This is a genomic window from Lachnotalea glycerini (assembly GCF_003201285.1).
GTDB lineage: Bacteria > Bacillota > Clostridia > Lachnospirales > Lachnospiraceae > Lachnotalea > Lachnotalea glycerini.
This window is the reverse complement of the sequence record NZ_QICS01000005.1, coordinates 74,011-94,809: the sequence shown is the minus strand read 5'-3', so window position 1 is coordinate 94,809 and position 20,799 is coordinate 74,011. Positions and strand designations below refer to the sequence as shown.

Genomic DNA, 20,799 nt, shown 5'->3' with positions numbered 1-20,799 from the left:
CACATTATAAAACGAGTATCATTATGTGAAACTAATTTTACATTAAAGTACAAAACATAGATAACACTATATGTGCTTCTAGAAAAGGAGAGATATTATGAGCTCAAAGAAAAAAGAATTTGATGCATTGGCATTAGGAGAAATTTTATTACGATTGTCAGCACCGGATAATGAAAGAATAGTCAGAGGAGATTCTTTTCAAAAATGTGTAGGCGGTGCAGAGCTTAATGTTGTTTCGGGTATTTCATTGTTAGGACTTAGAACTGGAATTATTTCAAAGATACCAGCAACTGCTATCGGGACATATGCAAAGAACCGAATACGATTCTGCAATGTGAGCGACGACTATTTAATATATGATGAAACAAAAGCAGCTCGTCTTGGCATTTATTATTATGAAAACGGAGCATATCCACGCAAAGCTTCAGTGGTTTATGACAGAAAATATACATCAATTAACAACATTCAGCTAGAAGAAATACCAGAGGAAGCATATTCTAGCACAAGATTATTTCACACCAGCGGAATTACATTGGCGTTATCGGATCAATCCAGAAGCGTTGCACTAGAAATGATTAAACGTTTCAAAAAAGCGGGAGCTATGATTTCCTTTGATGTAAATTTCAGAGCAAATCTTTGGTCAGAGGAAGAAGCAAAAAAATACATTGAAGAAGTGCTTCCATATGTAGATGTTTTATTTGTTTCAGAAGAAACTTCCAGAAGAACCTTTAAAAAGAACGGTGATTTAAAGGCAATAATGAAGTCTTTTACACAGGATTATAGTATTAAGGTTGTTGCATCCACAGAACGTAAAGTAATTAGTCCGAAAAAACATACGTTCTCTTCTACGATTTACAACGCAAAGGAAGATAAATATTATGTAGAGGAGGCATATGAAAAAATCGAGGTAGTGGATAGAATTGGCAGCGGCGATGCTTATGTGGCAGGTGCCTTATATGGGTTGCTGCAATATGATGATTGTCAAAAAGCATTAGAATATGGTAATGCATCAAGTGCAATAAAAAACACTATATCAGGTGATTTGCCGTCTACGGATTTGAATGAATTGGATCGAATTATAGCAAGTCATAAAAATATCGGAGAGCAAAGCGAAATGAACCGATAGATTTACAGGATGCTTAGTAAGGTAGTAGTTGCAGTAATGACAGATTCTATGGTAAAATGAATAAAAATAAGCAGTGTCAGTAAGTGAAATGCTTTCTGGTATTGCTTATTTTAAATGAAGAATTTATATTTTGTAAAGAATTATTAAAAGTGAGGCAATTCAGTATGCAAAAAAAAATTTATATAGCTGCACCCGCTTACACCGCGTCTGGTGGACCAGAGCTGTTACATCAATTGTGTTACAAATTAAATAAATTTGGCTTTTGTGCACAAATGCTCTATTATACTTATGGAGAAGGAAAAAGCTCTATTGAGAATCCGATTCATCCCCATTATGAGGTCTATAAAAATCCCTATACCATTTCCTTTGAGGAAGCAAATAGTGAAGAGGCAATTGTGATAATTCCTGAATTAGCAATTGACTTAATCAATCATATAAAGAAAAGCCAAAACATGATATGGTGGCTTAGTGTTGATAATTTCTATGGGTATGTTGATATTATGTATAAAAAGGATATTCGAAAAGAGGAAAATGTAGATATTTTTAAACTAAAAGATTCTAATATACTCCATTTAGTACAATCTTGTTATGCGATGGATTTTGTTGAAAAACGTCTGGGAATAGCTAAGGAAAAGGTATACTATTTATCGGATTATTTAAGAAAAGATTTTGAAGTAAAAAAGGATATAATGAGCCGGAAGGATTACTGCCTTTACAATCCGCAGAAAGGATTTGATAAAGTACTTCATATAATGAGTAAAAATCCTAAAATAATCTGGCTTCCAATTGAAAATATGACTCCGAAGCAGGTAGTTGATTTAATGTCAGAAGCTAAGGTATATGTAGATTTTGGAAATCATCCGGGAAAAGACAGAATTCCTCGTGAGGCTGCCATGCGAGGATGTTGTGTTATAACCAATAAGGCAGGGAGCGCAGCCTATGAAGAAGATGTTCCGATACCGGAGAAATATAAATTCGAAGATATATACAAAAGCGGAGAAAATATTGTTTATTTAATTAATGATATCTATCAGAACTTTGAGAGTCACAAAAGAGAGTTTGATGCCTATCGTAAAAAAATAGAAGAAGAGGAAAGTATATTTGATGCAGATGTTTTAAAAATATTTGGAGAGTTTGCAAATGAATAGCAAATGAATGGAAGATAGAAAGCGGTTTTGAAAACAAAGTTAATTGCTTTCAAACACCACTGCAAGCATTTTTTGAATTTGAAATTGAAATTGATAATATTTCTTAACCTTTTGATATCCATTCTGTGCAATTGTCAGGCGTTCTTCTTCATGGGAAAGATAGTAGGAAATTTTATGAATTAAGTCATTCAAATTTTCATAGACTACCAAATCCTTATCTATTTCAAAATATTCAGGAAGCTCAGTCTGAAAGTTCGTAATTAAAAAGCCGCCTGCACCTAATATGTCGAAAATCCTAAGAGGCAAACCAGATTGAATTGTTTTACTTGTAATATTCAAATTGATTTTACTTGCCTTATATATTTTGAATGCATCCTCAAAGGGTTCAATGGTACCTTTACTGTTTACAAGTGGTAATTCACTTGTGCTCTCGTTGGTATATAAATCAAAATGAAAAAGTTTGGAAATCTCATTAAAAGCACGAAACCTTTCACGGCGGGAACATTCTCTTCCTATATAATTATCTGCAATAATGCTTCTTATATCAAGTCTGCAAAGTTTGCCGGATTCCATTAAGCCTGGCTGGTCATTCCAATCAGCAGCCTTGGCAAATGCATTTACGGCATCGTCTGAAAGAGTGTCATGTATTAAATTATATCCGTAGATAAGCAGCTGTGATTCTATTATACCCTCAAAATAACCTTTCCAATAGGCTGGAAGCATTACTTTGTTGTATTTAGAACGAAAGGTATATAATGAGCCAACAAATGAGATATCAGATTGATATTTATCTAGTTCATGCTTGTATAAACGAATGTTATCCAAACGTTTTGTATTACTTCCCAAAGGTAAATAATAAACAGTTTGTGGTGACTCTTTATAACAAGACTGATAAAGTATTTTGTCAAAAATAAAAATATAATTGCAGGTATTTGATATGGTATATGAGTTTAATTCAAAACAAGGACTGTCAGCAATCCATGATACATATTTCATTTGATGAATCGAACATGCCATTGATACAACCGGAATATAGTTAACAGAAAATACAAAATCACATTTCATATCAATCATTTGTCTGGATAAATGAGTCATATAATAACTATCTGAAAAAGGGTCTGATATGGGAAGGGTAATCTTGTATATCTGATGACCCATTGATTGTAATGCATCAATAATATCTGGTTCAAAGATGTTTGCCCATGAGCACAATAAAATATTCATTAATAAGCTCCCTCCTTATGTATAATATTACTTATACATTTTAATATAAGAAAATCATACTGTAAACTAAATTGCAAAAAAAATGTTGTTTTTAAAACAAATTGCTTGACAGAGAGCCAATTTGACCGTATACTAAACTAGCATGCATGAAAATGCTTTATTATGTATGCCAATTTTAGCTGAAATAAAACAGCAACCGCAGATGTAAAATCACAGGAGGTGAAAAGAATGCCAACATTTAATCAGTTAGTTAGAAAAGGAAGACAAACATCAGAAAAGAAATCAACAGCACCAGCTCTTCAAAAGGGTTACAACTCTTTAAGAAAGAAGCCTACTGAGATTTCATCACCACAAAAAAGAGGTGTTTGTACAGCAGTTAAGACAGCTACTCCTAAAAAACCTAACTCAGCTCTTAGAAAAATTGCCAGAGTTCGTTTATCTAACGGTATTGAAGTAACAAGCTATATTCCAGGAGAAGGACATAACCTTCAAGAGCATAGCGTTGTTCTTATCAGAGGTGGTAGAGTAAAAGACTTACCAGGTACAAGATATCATATTGTTAGAGGTACACTTGATACAGCAGGTGTTGCCAACAGAAGACAGGCTCGTTCAAAATATGGAGCTAAGAGACCAAAAGACGCTAAATAGAATTATTGTATATCACAAACAGAACTATTAAGTGCCGGCGTTCTAGGATTACCCCTGTAGGTTGCAGGATTAAATATAGAAGAACCAGCACGAACACAGTAGAACGACACATGTGAGTACCGATGATTTAATTAAAAATCTTGTTATATGACAAGCAAGAATTAAGGAGGGAAGTACCGTGCCACGTAAAGGACATACTCAAAAAAGAGACGTATTAGCAGATCCATTATACAATAATAAAGTAGTTACCAAGCTTATCAATAACATTATGTTAGATGGTAAGAAAGGGGTATCACAAAAAATTGTATATGGAGCTTTTGAAAGAGTTACTGCAAAAACAGAAAGACCAGCTCTTGATGTATTTGAAGAAGCTATGAATAACATCATGCCAGTACTAGAAGTAAAGGCAAGACGTATCGGTGGAGCAACATATCAGGTTCCAATCGAAGTTAGAACAGAAAGAAGACAGGCTTTAGCACTTCGTTGGTTAACAGCTTATTCACGAGCTAGAGGTGAAAAGACTCAGGAAGAAAGACTGGCTAATGAAATCTTAGATGCTGCTAACAATACTGGAGCATCAGTTAAGAAAAAAGAAGATATGCACAAAATGGCAGAAGCAAATAAGGCTTTCGCACACTACAGATTCTAATCTGCTGTGCAAAGTTTTGCAAAGCTTGTGTTTTGATAAAAAAGGAACAGCTTGTTCTTTTTTGTATCCATTATGCAAAATTCGTCAAGTAAAAATTTAAAATTACTTACTTGGCGTATTGTTGCATAAAACAGTAAAGTCTAAGCAAATATTTTAGACTTTATTTTGATTAACAATCTATATACGAATTAAGGAGGAAAATCCGTTGGCTGGAAGAGAATATCCGTTAGACAGAACCAGAAACATTGGTATTATGGCTCATATAGATGCTGGAAAGACTACACTTACTGAGCGTATTCTTTACTATACCGGTGTAAACTATAAAATTGGTGATACTCATGAAGGTACTGCTACAATGGACTGGATGGAGCAGGAACAAGAAAGAGGTATTACAATTACTTCAGCCGCTACAACATGTCATTGGACAATGCAAAAAGAGACAAAGGCTATGCCAGGAGCTCTTGAACATCGTATCAATATCATTGATACACCGGGACACGTTGACTTTACAGTTGAGGTTGAGCGGTCACTACGTGTACTAGATGGCGCAGTAGGTGTATTCTGTGCAAAGGGTGGAGTTGAGCCTCAGTCAGAAAATGTATGGCGTCAGGCTGACACTTATAATGTACCAAGAATGGCATTTATAAATAAGATGGATATCTTAGGTGCTAATTTCTTTGGTGCAGTAGATCAAATTAAAAACAGATTAGGTAAAAATGCAATTATGTTACAATTACCTATCGGTAAAGAAGATAATTTTAAAGGAATCGTCGATTTATTTGAAATGCAGGCATATATCTACAATGATGATAAGGGTGATAATATTACTGTTACTGAAATCCCTGATGATATGAAAGATGATGCCGAGCTCTACAGACAAGAATTAATAGAGAAAATCTGTGAGCTGGATGATGACTTAATGATGATGTATTTGGAGGGCGAAGAGCCATCTGATGAAGAATTAAAGAAAGTATTAAGAAAAGGAACTTGCGAATGTAAAGCAATTCCCGTTTGCTGTGGCACTGCATATAGAAATAAAGGTGTTCAAAAGCTGCTTGATGCGATTCTTATGTTTATGCCTGCCCCAACCGACATCCCAGCAATCGATGGTGTGGACGAGGATGGAAATGCAGTTGTCAGACATTCATCAGACGAAGAGCCTTTTTCAGCTTTAGCATTTAAGATTATGGCTGACCCATTTGTTGGTAAGCTTGCTTTCTTCAGAGTTTACTCTGGAACAATGAATGCAGGGTCTTACGTATTAAATGCAACAAAAGGAAAGAAAGAGCGTGTTGGACGTATTCTTCAGATGCATGCAAATAAGAGAGAAGAATTAGATAAAGTATATTCAGGAGATATTGCAGCTGCTGTAGGTTTTAAATTTACAACAACTGGTGATACAATCTGTGATGAACAACATCCTGTTATATTAGAGTCTATGGAATTTCCGGAACCGGTTATTGAATTGGCTATTGAGCCAAAGACAAAGGCTGGACAGGGTAAGATGGGTGAGGCTTTAGCAAAGCTTTCTGAAGAAGATCCTACTTTCAGAGCTCATACCAATCAGGAAACAGGTCAGACTATCATTGCAGGTATGGGTGAACTTCATCTTGAAATTATTGTAGACAGACTTCTTCGCGAATTTAAGGTAGAAGCAAATGTCGGCGCTCCGCAGGTAGCTTACAAGGAAACCTTTACGCAGACTGTTGAAGTTGACAGTAAATATGCAAAACAGTCAGGTGGACGTGGTCAGTACGGACACTGTAAGGTTCGCTTTGAGCCTATGGATGCCAATGCAGAGGAAGTATTTAGATTTGAATCAACTGTTGTTGGTGGAGCGATTCCTAAAGAATATATTCCAGCAGTTGGTGCAGGTATTGAAGAAGCTACTAAGGCGGGTGTTCTTGCTGGCTTCCCAGTATTAGGTATTAAAGCTACTGTATACGATGGTTCTTACCATGAAGTCGATTCAAGTGAAATGGCATTCCATATTGCAGGTTCCTTAGCATTTAAGGAAGCGATGAATAAGGGTGGAGCAGTGCTTCTTGAGCCTATCATGAGAGTAGAAGTTACGATGCCAGAGGAATATATGGGCGATGTTATTGGAGATATTAATTCACGTCGTGGACGTATTGAAGGTATGGAAGATATTGGTGGAGGAAAGATGGTAAAAGCTTTCGTTCCATTGTCTGAAATGTTTGGATATTCAACTGACTTACGTTCCAAGACGCAAGGTCGTGGAAATTATTCCATGTTCTTCAACAATTATGAGCAGGTACCAAAGTCTGTTCAGGAAAAAATAATTGCAAGTCGTTCAAAATAATTATAGACATTGTAATAGATAGAAATAACTATATAAAAAAATAAAATAGGCTTGAAAAACTCTTGGATTTGAAATATAATCTAAGGTAGTCTATGTTATTGATAGAATAAACTAAATAATAATGCCCGAAGGGCACGTATATTTATAAGGAGGACATTTTAAAATGGCTAAATCTAAATTTGAGAGAAATAAACCACATTGTAACATTGGAACAATTGGTCACGTTGACCATGGTAAAACAACTTTAACAGCAGCTATTACTAAGACTTTATCTGAAAGAGTTGCAGGAAACGCAGCCGTTGATTTTGCTAATATCGATAAAGCTCCAGAAGAAAGAGAAAGAGGTATTACTATCTCAACTTCTCACGTTGAGTATTCAACTGAAAACAGACATTATGCACACGTTGACTGCCCAGGACATGCTGACTATGTTAAGAACATGATTACTGGTGCTGCTCAGATGGATGGTGCAATCTTAGTTGTTGCAGCTACTGATGGTGTTATGGCTCAGACTAAAGAACATATCCTTCTTTCAAGACAGGTTGGTGTTCCTTACATCGTAGTATTTATGAACAAATGTGATATGGTTGATGATGAAGAATTACTTGAATTAGTAGAAATGGAAATCAGAGACTTACTAAGTGAGTATGAATTCCCAGGTGATGATACTCCAGTTATCCAAGGTTCAGCTCTTAAAGCACTTGAGGATCCAAAAAGTGAATGGGGAGACAAAATCATGGAATTAATGGCAGCTGTTGACTCATGGGTTCCAGATCCAGTAAGAGCAACCGATCAACCTTTCTTAATGCCAATCGAGGATATTTTCTCAATCACTGGACGTGGAACTGTTGCAACTGGTAGAGTTGAGCGTGGTGTTCTTCATGTATCAGAAGAAGTTGAAATCGTTGGTATCAAAGAAGAAACTCGTAAGGTTGTTGTAACTGGTATTGAAATGTTCAGAAAGCTTCTTGATGAGGCTCAGGCTGGAGATAACATCGGAGCATTACTTCGTGGTGTTCAAAGAGATGAAATCGAAAGAGGACAGGTTCTTTCTAAACCTGGTACAATTACTTGCCATACAAAATTTACAGCACAGGTATATGTATTAACTAAAGATGAAGGTGGACGTCATACTCCATTCTTTAACAACTACAGACCACAGTTCTATTTTAGAACAACTGACGTAACTGGTATTTGTAACTTACCAGAAGGTGTAGAAATGTGCATGCCTGGTGATAACGTAGAAATGACCATTGAACTTATTCATCCAATTGCTATGGATCAGGGTCTTACATTCGCTATCCGTGAAGGTGGACGTACTGTAGGTTCAGGACGTGTTGCTACAATCATTAAATAATTATTGATTTGTTTATCATAACATATCATATTAAATCCTCAGAAACTTAAGTTTCTGAGGATTTTTTGATGCCTATTTTTTGAAATAACAAATAATAGTAAAAAGCAGTTTCAAAAATTTACGTTACTATGGCAACACATAACGGATACTATTGTAAAAAGGTAATATATTGGTTATAGACTGCAACAATTATAAAAATTTGATATAATATGAACCAATGTATGTTGATAAGCGTCTAATTAATGTAAATAAAAGCTGCAGCACTAATTTTTAAGAAAGGCAAAGAAACTTATGACAAAGAAAGAATTTACAGATAAGGTTCTGGAAGCAGAACAGACCCTGTATCATATATCAAAATCTATCTTAATTAATGAAGTAGATTGCGAAGATGTAGTCCAAGAGGCTATTTTAAAAGCGTATAGGAGTCGAAATTCTTTGAAGAATGAAAGCTATTTTAAAACTTGGTTGGTCCGAATCACGATTAATGAATGTTATAGTTATAAACGAAAGCATAAAAATGAAATATCTTATGAGTATTATATACAAAACCAAGAAAGTTGTGACGAGCCATATACAGATTTGCATATAGCGATACAAAGATTGGATGATAAAAAGAGATTACCAATTATCCTATATTATATTGAAGGTTATTCACTCACTGATATAGCTCAAATTTTACACATACCAAGTGGTACTGTAAAAAGTAGATTAGCAAATGGACGAAAAGAAATAAAACAATTTTTAGAAAGTGAGGGATTAAGATGAAACTGGATTGGGGTAATGCTTTTCCAAAAGAAACAAAAGAATTTCATAATAAATTAATAAATATACTCGAAAATTTGCCAGAAGAAAAGGAAGACTTTAGGATGAAAAAGAAAAAATATATTGTACTGGTAGCTGCTATAGTATTTTTGGTTGGTTCGATTTCCGCTTATGCAGCAATCAAATGGAATAGCAGAGTAGTTGAGAACTTTAAAGCAGACGAAACAATGCAGACTGTATTAAATCAAGACAAATTTTCAAACCAAGAGGAACAGTCGATTACAGATAACAACATTACTATCACACTAAAACAAACAATACAAGACAGTAACTTTATTTATTTACTATTTAATGTAACAGGTCAAGAGGATATAACAGAAGATAATTGTATGAATCTAAAAATACAATTTTTTGAGGAGAATGCAAATTTTGACACAGAGCAATACTCTAGTATGTTTTGGGGATTTGTAGATCAGTTTTCGCAGACAGAAGTGACTCATAGCAGAGAGTTTGAAGTATGGATTCAAAAAAGTGATGATTTTAATTCTAAAACTTTAGACATTCAATTTACTGGATTTGGTAAAAGCTCACCAAAAGCAGGACCAGATATCATAACTACTGAAGGTAAATGGAATTTTGTTATTAATGCAGAATCAAATGACGTAGTAACTCGTGATATCAACCAAACAGTTACAATAGATGGCTGCGAAATTCAAGTTACGAAAATTGTATTATCACCATTATCCTATCAGCTTTATATAGATGCAGAAGGTGTAAAAGAATTAGAAAAGGCAGATGATTTATCCTTAGATCAGTTAGACATATTAACTCCATTAATTATAAATGCTATAAAATATAAAGATGGAACTGTCATTACAGAAGATGGAAATGAAATGCAAGCAGGTTTTGATGATGGTCTATATTATTCTAAGGGAAGATTTTCAGAGGTAATAGATATTGATCAGATAGAAAGTATTTTGTTAGGGGAAAAACAAGTTGAGGTTAAAGTAAAGTAAAGGTATAAAATGCAATTAAATGGTAAAGACTCATCAATTATGTACTTACATTTTGTGGAGGGTGATATGATTATCACCCTTTTTGAAAGATTAATGAATGCTTTAACTTCATCAATACTTAATTGATATAAAACCCTCAAATATTTTGTATTATTGAAGGCTTTTTTTGAAACGAACCGTCTAATGAATAAATAAGAATGATTCTTAATAAATTAGAAGAGGAAATACATGGATGTATTAATGAGGAAAGCACGAAAGATAGATGCTATGCATTTGTTGAATTAATGAATAAAAATATGCAAAGAATGTATAAAGTGGCAAAAGCTTATATGAAATATGATTCAGATGTTGCAGATGTGATTCAAGATACAATCTTAACATGTTATGAAAAGATAGGAACCCTTATTCAAGGAATATTTTCATATTTCTTAATAATATCTTAAACATATTGCTATAGTTGTCAGGATACTATATAGTAATATGTAGTTATACAAGTTCTGAAATCTTTGCAAATATGAATAAGTAGAGGTATACTTGGAATATGCTAAGTATAAGTTAATCATTAAGAAATAGGAGATTATATTATGAAGAAAAACAGATTAATGGCAATCATTCTGTGCTTTATTTTGTTATTTACAGCAGGATGTTCAAAAAAAGCTGAGGTTTCAGATACGCAGGAGAATACTGAAGTCCAGCAGACGGAGGAGAATCAAGCGGAAGATACCCAGCAACAGGAAGTCGAGGTTTCACCATCTCAATCACAAGATGTTTCCAAAGAGGGAACAAGCGAGAATGTTTCCCAGACATCGGAAGTAGGCTCAGGTGAAATTATTACTGTACCAAATGTATCAAATGAAAGCCTTGAGACGACAGGGATGAAATATCTTTCGATAGAGGTAGGTACAAGTGAAACAGAAAGAAACTTTGTATGGTACTCTAAAAGTGCAAATGAAGGAACTGTTTTAATGCAAGAGGCTTCATCTATGGAAATGAATACTTTCTATGCTTCGAATGCAACTACAGCAAAAACCAAAGAGTCGAGTACAGAAAATGGATATTATGTAAACAAGGCAACTGTAGCAAATTTAAAGGCAAATACAACATATTATTACGTCGTAGGAAACAGCGATGGGTGGTCTCCGATTTACACATACAAAACATCTTCATTTGATACAAGCTTTAGCTTTGCTGCAATTGGGGATCCAGAAATTGGAATTGGAACCGATGATGAAGGGTTGGATCAGGTAGGTATTTTTGACAATACGATCAACCAAATTAATGAACAAATCCAGGATGTAGCATTTTTACTAAGTACAGGTGATCAAGTAGGTATAAATGACAGTAATGATGATTATGCTTCACTCTTGAGTCATTTAGGACTTTACTCACTGGCCTTTGCTCCGACAATCGGTAATCATGATGTTGGAGGAAATTATTTTGGTGAACACTTTAATTTGCCAAATATGAATAAAATAAAACCTGATGCAGATGTAACAAATGATGATTACTATTTCTCCTATAATGGAGTTTTGTTTCTTATGATAAATACGAATAATGGAAGTGACTTTGATGACTATCATAAGAAATTTATTGAGGAAGCATCAGCACAATATCCAGATGCGAAATGGAAAGTAGCAGTATTTCATCAACCACCGTATAGCAGTGTGGCAAAGAATTTGGATGATGCAGCGGCGGTACAGGAATTGACTCCGTTTTTAGAAGATATAGGAGTTGATGTTGTGTTTAACGGGCATGATCAGCTATATACGAGAACCAATGTTATGAAAGGAAACGCTATATCGCAAAAAGTAAGCGGTAATTCAGTAACAAATCCTGACGGAATTGTATATTTTACATTGAGTTCAAGCAGTGGAAATCTATTCCATGAAGCGATAGGAAATGCATATGCTGTTATTTCAGAAGCACCGGGACATCCACAGGCATCAAGAGTTGACGTGACAGCTAGCAGCTTAAAGGTGACTACTTATAATTCAGACTCATGGGAAGTTTATGATGAATTTGAAATCATTAAGCAGTAATATTTATTAATCAAAAAGGAAGATAAATTTAAAATATGAGGCTAAATAAGTAAGGCATTAGAAATTACTTATTTAGCTTTTTTATTTCATTGGAAAGACCTTGTTGTGGTAACATATAAGTTTTGATCCTATGAAATAAAAATTCAAAGCGCACGAATGCAAGTGGAAAATGTCACTGCGTGACTGCATTAGGCGCTGTAAAGCGGTCAAGTCCTCATGAGTGAGAGATTAGGGAGGGATTTAACTTGTTCGAGTCTTGTTCTGTTATTGGGTATGCGTTGACAAAGTAATAAAAAAGAAATAAAATATATTTTATAATTAATTAGACTAAAGCTAAAATAAAGCTAAATTATTTAAATTTAGCTTAGAATGGAGTTTATTATGGCAAAAACAGTAAAATTATCAGATATTGCTCAAAAGGCTAGAGTTAGTACGGTAACTGTTTCAAAAGCACTTGCAGGACAAAAGGGTGTAAGTCTAAAGATGCGAGAAGAAATTAAAAGAATTGCAGACGAGATGGGATATGTTAAAAGCCATGGAGTTTCAAAAGAGCAAAATAGAAAAAGCTATACCTTTGGTATTATAGTAGCAGAGCGTTATCTTGAAAAAAATCAATCTTTCTATTGGCAGCTTTATCAGGATGTTTCACAAAATGCTATTCACAAAAATGGATTTACCATATTGGAGGTTATTACGTATGAAGATGAAAAGGGAAGCTTTGTACCTAAAATAGTTTCAGAACAAAGAGTGGATGCCATTATTATAATGGGAGCGTTTAAGACAGATTATGCTATATTTTTAAAAAATAATATTAAAATTCCACTTATTTTTATGGACACAATGGATCCGTCTGAAAATGGGGAAAGTGTGGTAACCGATAATATGATGGGAGCCTATTGTATGACAAATCATTTATTTGAAATGGGACATTCTAAGATTGGATTTGTTGGAACAAGACTTGCAACCACAAGCATTGACAATCGTTTTTTCGGTTATTTAAAATCACTCATGGAGCATGGTATAGAATCTAGAAAAGATTGGATTATTGATGACAGAGATAAAGAGATAGGAAGATGTGATTTAGATAAATATTTTCAACTTCCAATGGAGATGCCTACAGCATTTTTGTGTAATTGTGATTTAACAGCAAGTTTACTGATTCGGAAATTAATGAAAGAAGGATATCAGGTACCTGATGATATATCCGTTGCAGGTTTTGACAATTTTCTATGCACACAGTTGATTGATATTGGTATTACGACCTATGCAATTAATATCAAAGAAATGGCAAACAAAACAGTGGATTTGTTGATCTTAAAGCTTGAAAATCCGCAGTATTATGCTGGAGTATCAATGATTGCAGGACATTTTATCAAGAGAGAAAGTGTTAAGCTGCTAGGTACTTCTATTCCATTTATTTAAAATTAGTTTGAAACTAAGGTAACGGATGTGCATTATTGAGACATATCAAAATTATAGGGGTTAAGAAAATTTCACAGAAATCCTTAAAGTGAATAGGAGGTAAATTATGTTTCAAAAGAATTTTATCTGGGGAACGGCGACTAGCGCTTATCAGATAGAGGGAGCAACGCAAGAAGATGGAAAAGGAAAGCATATATGGGATGTATTTACAAAGGAAGAGGGAAGAATTTACGAAGGTCATACAGGCGAGATTGCATGTGATCATTATCATCGGTTTAGAGATGATGTGAAAATAATGAAAGAGCTTGGACTAAATGGATATCGTTTTTCCATAGATTGGTCTAGAGTGCTTCCGATGGGAACGGGAAAGGTCAATGAGAGGGGAATTTTGTTCTATAGTGAGTTGGTTGATGAATTATTAAAGTCTGGCATTGAGCCTTATATAACATTATACCATTGGGAGCTACCTTATGAGTTATATAAAATGGGCGGTTTTATGAATAAAGATATTGTAGAATGGTTTGGTGAGTATGCAGGACTTATTTCGGAACGTTTCAGCGATCGAGTGACTCATTTTTTTACACTCAATGAGCCACAGTGCTTTATTGGGCTTGGCTACTTAAATGGTGAGCATGCACCTGGGCTCAAAGCTCCAATACAGGATACTTTTTTAATGGCACACAATGCATTAAAGGCACATGGACGAGCAGTACAGATGCTACGCCAGAAAGCCAAGCAGCAAATTTGGGTAGGTTATGCACCGACAGGAGCTATGAGCTATCCAAAAACAAAAAAGCCGGAAGATATTGAGGCTGCCAGACAACATTTATTTTCCATGCAGGAAATCAGCAATTGGACATGGAATGTAGCATGGTGGTCAGATCCAGTTTTGCTTGGACATTATCCGGAAGAAGGTTTAAAACTCTATGAAAGATATTTGCCTAAAATAACTGATGAAGATATGAAACTGATATCACAGCCCATTGATATGTATGGACAGAATATTTATAACGGAAAATGTATTTATATGGGAAAGAATGGAAAACCAGAGGAGGTAAAGCGATACGAAGGTTTTCCTACAACAGCAGCAGGCTGGCCAGTTACGCCAGAATGCTTGTATTGGGGACCAAGATTTTTACAGGAGCGTTATCACATGCCAATATACATTACAGAAAATGGAGTCTCTTGCCGTGACGTTATATCGTTAGACAAAAAAGTGCATGATTTTGACAGAATTAACTTTCTTCAAAGATATTTAAAGGAGATGGAACGAGCGATATCAGATGGGGTTGATATACGAGGTTATTTTCAATGGTCGCTGTTGGATAATTTCGAATGGAATCAAGGATATTCCCAACGCTTTGGTTTGATTTATGTTGATTATGAATCTCAAAATAGAATTTGGAAAGATTCTGCGTACTGGTATCAGAATTTAATTAAAAAAAGATGTTGTGATTAATGCCAAACGATGATACAAGTTTATAAAATCTAGAAGCAAGCGAACATTTGTTTGATAAAATATATGCGTTGTGATATAATGATTAATGATTATTGCAGAAATAGTATGAATTGTAAGATGTTTTAAAATGGAGGTATCAAAGCATATGGGGCATTTCAAATTAGTATCGGAATATCAGCCAACGGGTGACCAACCACAGGCGATTTCTGAATTAGTTACAGGCTTTAAGGAAGGGAATCAATTTCAGACATTGCTTGGTGTTACAGGTTCAGGGAAGACCTTTACTATGGCTAATGTCATACAGCAATTGAATCGCCCTACCTTGATTATCGCACATAATAAGACCTTGGCAGGTCAGTTATACAGTGAATTCAAGGAGTTTTTTCCGGAAAATGCCGTGGAATATTTTGTGAGCTACTATGACTATTATCAGCCGGAGGCATATGTTCCGTCGACGGATACCTATATTGCAAAGGATTCTGCTATTAATGATGAAATAGATAAATTAAGATTATCGGCAACCGCTTCACTGATTGAACGTAAAGATGTTATTATCATTTCGAGTGTTTCTTGTATCTATGGTCTTGGTTCACCGGTTGATTATGAGAAGATGATGATATCATTGAGACCGGGAATGAATAAGGACAGAGATGAAGTGATCCGAAGATTAATTGATATTCAGTATACAAGAAATGATATGGATTTTAAGCGAGGCACTTTTCGTGTACGCGGAGATGTTTTGGAGGTAATTCCGGCAGATTATAGTGATTTGGCTGTCAGAATAGAATTTTTCGGAGATGAAATTGACCGAATCACGCAGGTCGATGTATTAACGGGTGAGATTAAAGGAACCCTTGAACATATAGGAATTTTTCCGGCTTCACATTATGTGGTACCACAAGAGAAAATAAAAAAGGCAACAATGGAGATAGAAGAGGAGTTAGAGGAAAGAGCCAAATATTTTAAAAGTCAGGACAAACTCTTAGAGGCTCAAAGAATCTCAGAACGTACAAATTTTGATATTGAAATGCTGAAGGAAACAGGTTTTTGTTCTGGCATTGAGAATTATTCCAGACAAATGTCAGGTCTAAAACCGGGACAGCCTCCACATACTTTAATTGATTATTTTCCGGAAGACTTTTTGATTATCGTTGACGAATCACATATTACCATCCCACAGGTACGAGGCATGTATGCAGGTGATCAGTCTAGAAAAACCACACTTGTAGACTATGGGTTTCGTTTACCCTCTGCTAAGGATAACAGACCACTTAATTTTACAGAATTTGAAAGTAAAATCAATCAAATGCTTTTTGTATCTGCTACACCATCTATATACGAGAGAGAGCATGAACTGCTTCGAACAGAACAAATCATCCGACCGACAGGCCTGTTAGATCCAAAGATTGAAGTAAGACCAATTGAAGGTCAGATTGACGATTTGATTAGCGAAGTCAATAAAGAAACAAAAAACAAAAATAAAATTTTGATTACGACTCTTACCAAGAAAATGGCTGAAGATTTAACCAATTATATGAGAGAGGTTGGTATTAGAGTAAAATATTTGCATTCAGATATTGATACGTTGGAGCGCTCTGAAATTATTCGGGATATGAGGCTTGATGTGTTTGATGTGTTGGTTGGTATCAACCTTCTTAGAGAAGGTCTTGATATACCAGAAATTACACTAGTGGCTATTTTAGATGCAGATAAAGAGGGATTTTTACGATCCGCTACATCTCTGATACAGACAGTTGGACGAGCTGCAAGAAATTCAGAGGGTAGAGTAATAATGTATGCAGATCATATTACAGACTCTATGCAGACTGCCATTGGAGAAACAAATAGGAGAAGAGAAATTCAGAAACAATATAACAAAGAGCATGGTATCACACCTAAGACTATTCAAAAGGCAGTACGTGAATTAATCAGCATTTCTAAAGCAGTTGCTAAACAGGAAATGCAGATTATGAAAGATCCTGAATCAATGAGCAAGGAAGAGCTTGAAAAGATTATAAATAAGATTACCAAGCAAATGAAGCAGGCGGCAGCAGAACTTAATTTTGAAGCAGCAGCAGAGCTTAGAGATAAGATGACAGAGCTAAAACAGATGCTTTTGGGATTGGAATAAAAAGTTGAATTTTCAAAGAGTATCTTTTCTATTATAGACGTTAATCGTCATAACAGAGAGGATATTTTTTGTTTCTTTAGAAATTTATATTGAAAAGAACTTCATACATAGAAAAAGGGCTAACTGATACAAAATTAATTCACATTCATTACACATTTCTATGTGATATATATAATGGGATATTGTAACAAAAATAAGACATTGACGATAATAAAAATAGATTTTGCAGTAATGGAGGAGCAAATGATGAAAGGAAAAATTTTAATTGCGGATGATGAAATAGTATTAGGAGATTTGTTGCAGGACATTTTGGAAAAGGAAGGCTACTATGTGCTAAAGGCAAGGGATGGCGAAGAAGCGTTGGAACTATATTTTGAATCAGAAGATATTGATTTGGTTATTTTGGATGTGCTGATGCCTAAAGTGGATGGATGGAAAGTATTAGAGGAAATACGTGAGTATTCCAATGTACCCATCATTATGCTGACTGCTTTAAGTGAGAGTAAGGATGAAGTTGAAGGGTTAACAAATGGTGCCGATGACTATATTGCGAAGCCTTTCAGTTATGAGGTTCTTCTGGCCAGAGTAAATACGCAATTCAGGAGAAATAATATAGAGCAGACAGAGCCGCTTATAGCAGGAAATATATCTATCAATCAGCTAAAGCAGAAGGTTTATGTCAATGCTAAATTTGTCAGACTGAATAACAAGGAATATCAATTGCTAATATATTTAGTTAAAAATAAAGGTATCGTTTTAAATCGTTACCAGATTGTTACCACTATATGGGGTTATGATTACGAAGGAAGCGAAAGAACTGTGGATACTCATATTAAAATGATAAGATCTAAACTAGGTGAATGCGGTGACTATATAAAAACGATGAGAGGGCAGGGATACAGCTTTGAAATCTATTAGAAAAAGTCTTTTTATGATATTTACTCTCTTTATGCTTATATTAGTGGCAGGAAATGTGATTATTAATATCTCACTGATTAAAGAGCATTATCTAAGACAAACGCAAAAGAGGATGAAAGATACCAGTGCAGAAATTGAAAGAGTTTATTGCGAAAGTCAAGATACAGTTGAAAATTTTATTGAAATGATAGATGGTACGTGGGGAATATGGGTTCGTATTGCAGATGAAAATTACAATCTTTTATATACCTCTAAGACTGATAAAAATACAAAGTCAAAGCTATCAAAAAGGACAAGCAGCGTTATTGAAAATGGTAAAAGTGCGTTGGAAGAACAAGGGATTTTTTATTCACAAATTAACAGAGATGATGATAATATTGTGCGATTGGTGTGTGTAACCAACTTTCAGGACGAGAATGGTATCAAATATATTATTTTGACGAGGTCTGTTCAAAGCGTATATGAAAATATAGGGACCGCTAACAGGCTTGTGGAAGTAACAGCATTGATTCTGTTAATAATCGGTTTTCTGTTTATTTTCTTTTTTTCCAAAAGTATCACAAGGCCAATTCTGGAAATCAGTAAGCATGCTAAAGAAATCTCTAAGCTTAATTTTAATAATAAGCTTTCAATTAAGTCTAACAATGAAATAGGAGCGTTGGCTGAAACTATTAATGAGATATCAGATCAATTAAGCATAAGCATAGATGGGTTAAGGCAGGATATTAATGACAGGAAAGCACTTGTAAGAAATATGTCTCATGAACTAAAGACACCTATATCTGCCGTAAAAGGGTACGCAGAAGGACTAAAGTATGCAGTGGCGGATACACCGGAAAAAATGAATAAATATTGCGATGTCATTATTATGGAATGCAATAAAATGGACTATCTGGTTAAAGAGATGCTAGAGCTTTCTATTATGGAACGAGTAGATTGGCAAATTAGAAAAACAGATTTCCAGGCAAAGCAGCTTATTGATGGAATAGAAATGTGCTTTTCTGAGCAGATAAAAAAGCGTCAAATACTTTTTAGTATAGAGGGAGATGTTGATTGTAGAATCCATGGAGATTATCACTTAATAGAACGAGCTGCTTTTAACTATATAGAAAATGCAATCCATTATACGAGTCAATATGGCATTATTAAAGTGAATATAGCAGAGTGTGACAAGGGCTTTTTGTTCAAGGTATATAACTATGGAAGCTTCATTCCGCACGAAGAAATGAAAAATATATGGAAAGTATTTTATAAAACAGATCAATCGAGAACGAGAGATAGTAATAATTACGGTGTTGGATTAGCAATCGTAAAAGCCAATATTATTTTACATGGAGGTAAAGTAGGAGTAGAAAACAGAGATGATGGAGTTGAATTTTCATTTTGGATTCCCGAATAAAGATCAATTTCACATGGATTACACATTAGACGAATAAAACAATGAAAGATAACTATCTTATATTTTGAAATAATAGATAGATATTGAATTTGTTAAAGGATAGGGTCTAATGAAAAAATATAGAAAAAAGTTAGTATTATTTGTTATTGGAATATTGGTAATTGCATTTGTTACAGGGATGTTTTGGGTGAGACAGCCTTATTATAAGAAATATCATTATGTAGCTCATGCTCTTGGAGGTATAGACGGATTAGAATATACGAATTCAAAAGAAGCTTTGGAGTATTCATATTCAATGGGAAATCGATTAATGGAAATTGATTTTTTATATACAAGTGATGGTAAACTGGTGTGCAGACATAAGTGGAGCGATGATTTCAAAGATGGTTTTTCAAATGAAAATATACCGGATTATGAGACATTTATGTCATCTAAAATATATGGAATATACACACCACTTGATCTAGAGGCAGTATTGCAATTCGCCAGAGATAATCCTGATGTCTATTTTATTACAGACACAAAACTAGAAGCTGGCCAAGTCATTGCAATACTTGAGAGCATTGAAGAAGCAGCTGAAAAAATAGGCTATACTGATTATAAAAGGCAATTTGTTATTCAGTTTTATAATTATGAAAATTACGAGCAGATAAGGGAAAGATTTTCCTTTGAAAATTACATATTTACGTTGTATCATATGAAAAGTGAGCTTAGAGAAAATGGTATTGACAATATTTTAGACTTTTGTGTAGAAAAAAATATAAAGGTGTTAACGATTCCCCAAAAATACATAACCAAAGAAATATGTAAAAAACTAAAGAAAAACGGAATAACAGTTTTTGTACATACAATTGATAGCAGAAAAAGTGTATTAGAATTACGATTTATGGGTGTAAATGGAGTATATTCTAATTATGTTTATCCATATAAAATGCTTCGTTTGATACTTGCTATGCTCTTACTTCTTCTTATTATGGCTGCTATTTTATTTGCTCTTATATACTTTTTAAAAACGGTAATAAAGGTAAAAAAACTGTCTCGACAGTGATTAAAATATAAAAACAAGAACTCTTAAGACTATTTTATAAAATAATAGAACAAATGTTTGCAAAAAGAATAATAAATGATATAATATAACTTATCAAAAGAATATCAGAAAGTTTTTTGATATTATAGCA

General features: G+C 34.4%; 17 protein-coding genes. 16 read left to right on the top strand and 1 reads right to left on the bottom strand.

What is annotated here, in order from left to right; translation table 11 throughout:
* The first annotated feature begins 97 nt into the window (after positions 1-97).
* Both C8E03_RS11435 and C8E03_RS11430 read left to right on the top strand, forming a co-directional pair.
* The gene (locus C8E03_RS11435) at positions 98-1,126 is read left to right on the top strand and encodes a sugar kinase (protein ID WP_110291108.1); all 1,029 of its coding nucleotides are present in this window, start codon (positions 98-100) and stop codon (positions 1,124-1,126) included.
* Between the two features lie 164 nt (positions 1,127-1,290).
* Entirely contained in the window at positions 1,291-2,274 is a 984-nt protein-coding gene (locus C8E03_RS11430; RefSeq protein ID WP_146212323.1) for a hypothetical protein, read from the top strand.
* 39 nt (positions 2,275-2,313) lie between these two features.
* Here the strand turns inward: C8E03_RS11430 and C8E03_RS11425 are convergent, their stop codons facing one another.
* A complete protein-coding gene (locus C8E03_RS11425) occupies positions 2,314-3,498 on the bottom strand; it encodes a CgeB family protein (RefSeq protein ID WP_110291106.1) in 1,185 nt (394 codons plus the stop codon).
* Between the two features lie 228 nt (positions 3,499-3,726).
* Here C8E03_RS11425 and rpsL point away from each other — a divergent pair, with 228 nt between their 5' ends.
* From rpsL to C8E03_RS11355, 14 genes are all read left to right on the top strand, one after another.
* Positions 3,727-4,146 carry a 30S ribosomal protein S12 gene (gene rpsL / locus C8E03_RS11420; RefSeq protein WP_110291105.1) on the top strand — a complete coding sequence of 140 codons (420 nt, stop codon included), beginning with the start codon at positions 3,727-3,729 and terminating at the stop codon, positions 4,144-4,146.
* Positions 4,147-4,324: 178 nt separating this feature from the next.
* Complete coding sequence (rpsG, locus tag C8E03_RS11415; protein WP_181899221.1) at positions 4,325-4,795, top strand: 30S ribosomal protein S7; 471 nt, start codon at positions 4,325-4,327, stop codon at positions 4,793-4,795.
* A gap of 205 nt (positions 4,796-5,000) precedes the next feature.
* Complete coding sequence (gene fusA, locus C8E03_RS11410; protein WP_110291103.1) at positions 5,001-7,118, top strand: elongation factor G; 2,118 nt, start codon at positions 5,001-5,003, stop codon at positions 7,116-7,118.
* Positions 7,119-7,281: 163 nt separating this feature from the next.
* Positions 7,282-8,475, top strand: a complete 1,194-nt coding sequence (tuf, locus tag C8E03_RS11405; RefSeq protein WP_094377224.1) for an elongation factor Tu — start codon at positions 7,282-7,284, stop codon at positions 8,473-8,475.
* A gap of 291 nt (positions 8,476-8,766) precedes the next feature.
* Entirely contained in the window at positions 8,767-9,240 is a 474-nt protein-coding gene (locus tag C8E03_RS11400) for an RNA polymerase sigma factor (protein ID WP_094377223.1), read from the top strand.
* A complete protein-coding gene (locus C8E03_RS11395; RefSeq protein WP_094377222.1) occupies positions 9,237-10,253 on the top strand; it encodes a DUF4179 domain-containing protein in 1,017 nt (338 codons plus the stop codon). The genes C8E03_RS11400 and C8E03_RS11395 overlap by 4 nt, the downstream gene beginning before the upstream one ends.
* A 197-nt stretch (positions 10,254-10,450) precedes the next feature.
* On the top strand, positions 10,451-10,696 hold the full coding sequence (locus C8E03_RS11390; protein ID WP_094377221.1) for a hypothetical protein: 246 nt from the start codon (positions 10,451-10,453) through the stop codon (positions 10,694-10,696).
* Between the two features lie 141 nt (positions 10,697-10,837).
* On the top strand, positions 10,838-12,292 hold the full coding sequence (locus C8E03_RS11385; RefSeq protein WP_110291102.1) for a purple acid phosphatase family protein: 1,455 nt from the start codon (positions 10,838-10,840) through the stop codon (positions 12,290-12,292).
* 381 nt (positions 12,293-12,673) lie between these two features.
* Positions 12,674-13,714 carry a LacI family DNA-binding transcriptional regulator gene (locus tag C8E03_RS11380; RefSeq protein ID WP_110291101.1) on the top strand — a complete coding sequence of 347 codons (1,041 nt, stop codon included), beginning with the start codon at positions 12,674-12,676 and terminating at the stop codon, positions 13,712-13,714.
* A 106-nt stretch (positions 13,715-13,820) separates the two neighbouring features.
* Entirely contained in the window at positions 13,821-15,173 is a 1,353-nt protein-coding gene (locus C8E03_RS11375) for a GH1 family beta-glucosidase (RefSeq protein ID WP_094377218.1), read from the top strand.
* 145 nt (positions 15,174-15,318) lie between these two features.
* A complete protein-coding gene (gene uvrB, locus C8E03_RS11370; protein ID WP_094377217.1) occupies positions 15,319-17,304 on the top strand; it encodes an excinuclease ABC subunit UvrB in 1,986 nt (661 codons plus the stop codon).
* A gap of 243 nt (positions 17,305-17,547) precedes the next feature.
* On the top strand, positions 17,548-18,222 hold the full coding sequence (locus tag C8E03_RS11365; protein WP_094377216.1) for a response regulator transcription factor: 675 nt from the start codon (positions 17,548-17,550) through the stop codon (positions 18,220-18,222).
* Entirely contained in the window at positions 18,209-19,621 is a 1,413-nt protein-coding gene (locus tag C8E03_RS11360; RefSeq protein WP_094377215.1) for a sensor histidine kinase, read from the top strand. The genes C8E03_RS11365 and C8E03_RS11360 overlap by 14 nt, the downstream gene beginning before the upstream one ends.
* Positions 19,622-19,730: 109 nt before the next feature.
* Complete coding sequence (locus C8E03_RS11355; protein ID WP_094377214.1) at positions 19,731-20,669, top strand: glycerophosphodiester phosphodiesterase family protein; 939 nt, start codon at positions 19,731-19,733, stop codon at positions 20,667-20,669.
* The last annotated feature ends 130 nt before the right edge of the window (positions 20,670-20,799 follow it).

What these genes read in the sequence shown, in the direction of transcription:
- C8E03_RS11380 (WP_110291101.1), top strand. Translation starts at nt 12,674, where the DNA reads ATGGCAAAAACAGTAAAATTATCAGATATTGCTCAAAAGGCTAGAGTT.
- C8E03_RS11365 (WP_094377216.1), top strand. Translation starts at nt 17,548, where the DNA reads ATGATGAAAGGAAAAATTTTAATTGCGGATGATGAAATAGTATTAGGA.
- rpsL (WP_110291105.1), top strand. Translation starts at nt 3,727, where the DNA reads ATGCCAACATTTAATCAGTTAGTTAGAAAAGGAAGACAAACATCAGAA.
- C8E03_RS11425 (WP_110291106.1), bottom strand. Translation starts at nt 3,498, where the DNA reads ATGAATATTTTATTGTGCTCATGGGCAAACATCTTTGAACCAGATATT.
- C8E03_RS11435 (WP_110291108.1), top strand. Translation starts at nt 98, where the DNA reads ATGAGCTCAAAGAAAAAAGAATTTGATGCATTGGCATTAGGAGAAATT.
- C8E03_RS11400 (WP_094377223.1), top strand. Translation starts at nt 8,767, where the DNA reads ATGACAAAGAAAGAATTTACAGATAAGGTTCTGGAAGCAGAACAGACC.
- uvrB (WP_094377217.1), top strand. Translation starts at nt 15,319, where the DNA reads ATGGGGCATTTCAAATTAGTATCGGAATATCAGCCAACGGGTGACCAA.
- C8E03_RS11430 (WP_146212323.1), top strand. Translation starts at nt 1,291, where the DNA reads ATGCAAAAAAAAATTTATATAGCTGCACCCGCTTACACCGCGTCTGGT.
- C8E03_RS11375 (WP_094377218.1), top strand. Translation starts at nt 13,821, where the DNA reads ATGTTTCAAAAGAATTTTATCTGGGGAACGGCGACTAGCGCTTATCAG.
- C8E03_RS11355 (WP_094377214.1), top strand. Translation starts at nt 19,731, where the DNA reads ATGAAAAAATATAGAAAAAAGTTAGTATTATTTGTTATTGGAATATTG.
- C8E03_RS11385 (WP_110291102.1), top strand. Translation starts at nt 10,838, where the DNA reads ATGAAGAAAAACAGATTAATGGCAATCATTCTGTGCTTTATTTTGTTA.
- tuf (WP_094377224.1), top strand. Translation starts at nt 7,282, where the DNA reads ATGGCTAAATCTAAATTTGAGAGAAATAAACCACATTGTAACATTGGA.
- C8E03_RS11395 (WP_094377222.1), top strand. Translation starts at nt 9,237, where the DNA reads ATGAAACTGGATTGGGGTAATGCTTTTCCAAAAGAAACAAAAGAATTT.
- C8E03_RS11390 (WP_094377221.1), top strand. Translation starts at nt 10,451, where the DNA reads ATGATTCTTAATAAATTAGAAGAGGAAATACATGGATGTATTAATGAG.